The 1,473-nt window shown below is 53.0% G+C and carries 2 protein-coding genes; both read right to left on the minus strand.

Annotated features, from left to right (window positions below):
* Positions 1–42: 42 nt before the first annotated feature.
* Positions 43–276 (minus strand): helix-turn-helix transcriptional regulator, encoded by a 234-nt coding sequence (locus tag ACRBB0_RS25885; RefSeq protein ID WP_431377362.1) that lies wholly within the window; start codon positions 274–276, stop codon positions 43–45.
* A gap of 162 nt (positions 277–438) precedes the next feature.
* Positions 439–1,473: tyrosine-type recombinase/integrase (locus tag ACRBB0_RS25890; protein WP_431377363.1), on the minus strand; the 1,035-nt coding region annotated here is incomplete at its 5' end.

The raw sequence follows: 1,473 nt of genomic DNA on the forward strand, positions 1-1,473 counted from the left end.
TGCAACGCCTAACTCGGAGCGGGGACTCGACCCTCGCTCCGGTTATCCTGCGATTACACGATGTTCATTCATCCAAGCGATCAAATCATCGCGCATGTAGCGCACGATTTTTGATGCTGGCTGCGAATATGCTGGCCCAGATTTTCGCTTTCGCAAATCGAGCAAATAGTAATCGGACACACCGAGAAATTCTGCGGCCTGTGCTGGCGTCATGATCTCTGGAGTTTGATGCGCTTCAATGGCCGAGCGCAATTCGGCAATAAGTGTATTAGTCATAAGGTCACCCTTTTGGGTAGCCAGATGACCGGGTGCTTATGCCTTCGCGTTCAAGATCGCATTTTGCTTAGGGCCCGTCATGGGCGTTAATCTTGATTCTGCACCGCGGCCTCATCTCACGGAAGGACGCGTGTGAGATGGAGGCGAATAACAACAGGAGAGTTAGTGGTTCGTGATGGCTTTGACAAGGTCAGAATAAGGTGTTGATGATTTCTGGGCCACAAGCTGTCCGATTTGCTCGACATCTTCATGAGCTGCGATGCCATGCATGTAACCAACGTCGGCCCCATCTCCCAGCACAATGTCACCGCGCAAGTATTTGACCTTTGATCTGTCAATCCCGGCCATTGACCCGGCAGATGTGAACAAGTGGCGGGTATCATGTTGGCGCAATACTTTTGGTGTCCCCAAAGCGTGTTGGTGAGCAATTGGAACGCCAGCTTTGGTCTTGGAGGCAAACACCAGTTTATCATGAATGCGGGGAACGCGTTTAAACGCGGCGGTTGCGGCCTCGGACAACGGGAAGGTGCGCTTCGTTCCATTCTTAAGGCGTGGGATGTTTAGCATATTCTGTTCGAGGTCGAGATCGGCCCATTCGATGCTGCGAACATTGGATGATCTGATGCCTGTGAACAGCATAACCAGCCATGCAGATCGGGCTGTCACATCTTCAACCTGCATGATGGCGTCAAAGGCGGGCCAACGCCCAGACGGATCGAACAGCAGTTCCTTTGCCTTAGACGGATAAGCGCGGACCCGAAAAGTCGGGTCGTCGATAACGTTGTCCCGGATCAACATTTCATTCCGGTAGATGGCTGAAATGATGCGAAGCAGCTTAGTCGCCTGAGAAGGGCGGTCCTTCATTGCTTTCATCTGGGCATTGATCATCGCGCGTGTGATCTGGTCGATTGGTACATCAAGCCATTCACCATCCTTACCAGCATGGTTTTGCAGGGTGGACAGGTAGTCGTAGACGGTGTTGGCCGTTTTTTCTTTAGTGCGAGGGTCAACACGTTCAGTTGTGTGCCGGAGAAATGCCTGTCTAAGGCTGATCTCCCTGCCTTGGGAAACAACAGGGGCAGGCAAGGCGTGGGTCGCATCAGCGACGCGCTCTGACATCGTGTCTGCGGCCTGCGCGGCAGAGTGTAGGTTCATGGCCGGCCATTTGCCAAGCGTTTTGGATTTGGTCTTGCCATG

Origin of the sequence: Pelagimonas sp. (assembly GCF_050633425.1) — a bacterium.
Classification (GTDB): Bacteria; Pseudomonadota; Alphaproteobacteria; order Rhodobacterales; family Rhodobacteraceae; genus Pelagimonas.

Bases quoted from the DNA above. Each gene is read 5' to 3' on its own strand.
- ACRBB0_RS25885 (WP_431377362.1), bottom strand. From the start codon at position 276: ATGACTAATACACTTATTGCCGAATTGCGCTCGGCCATTGAAGCGCAT.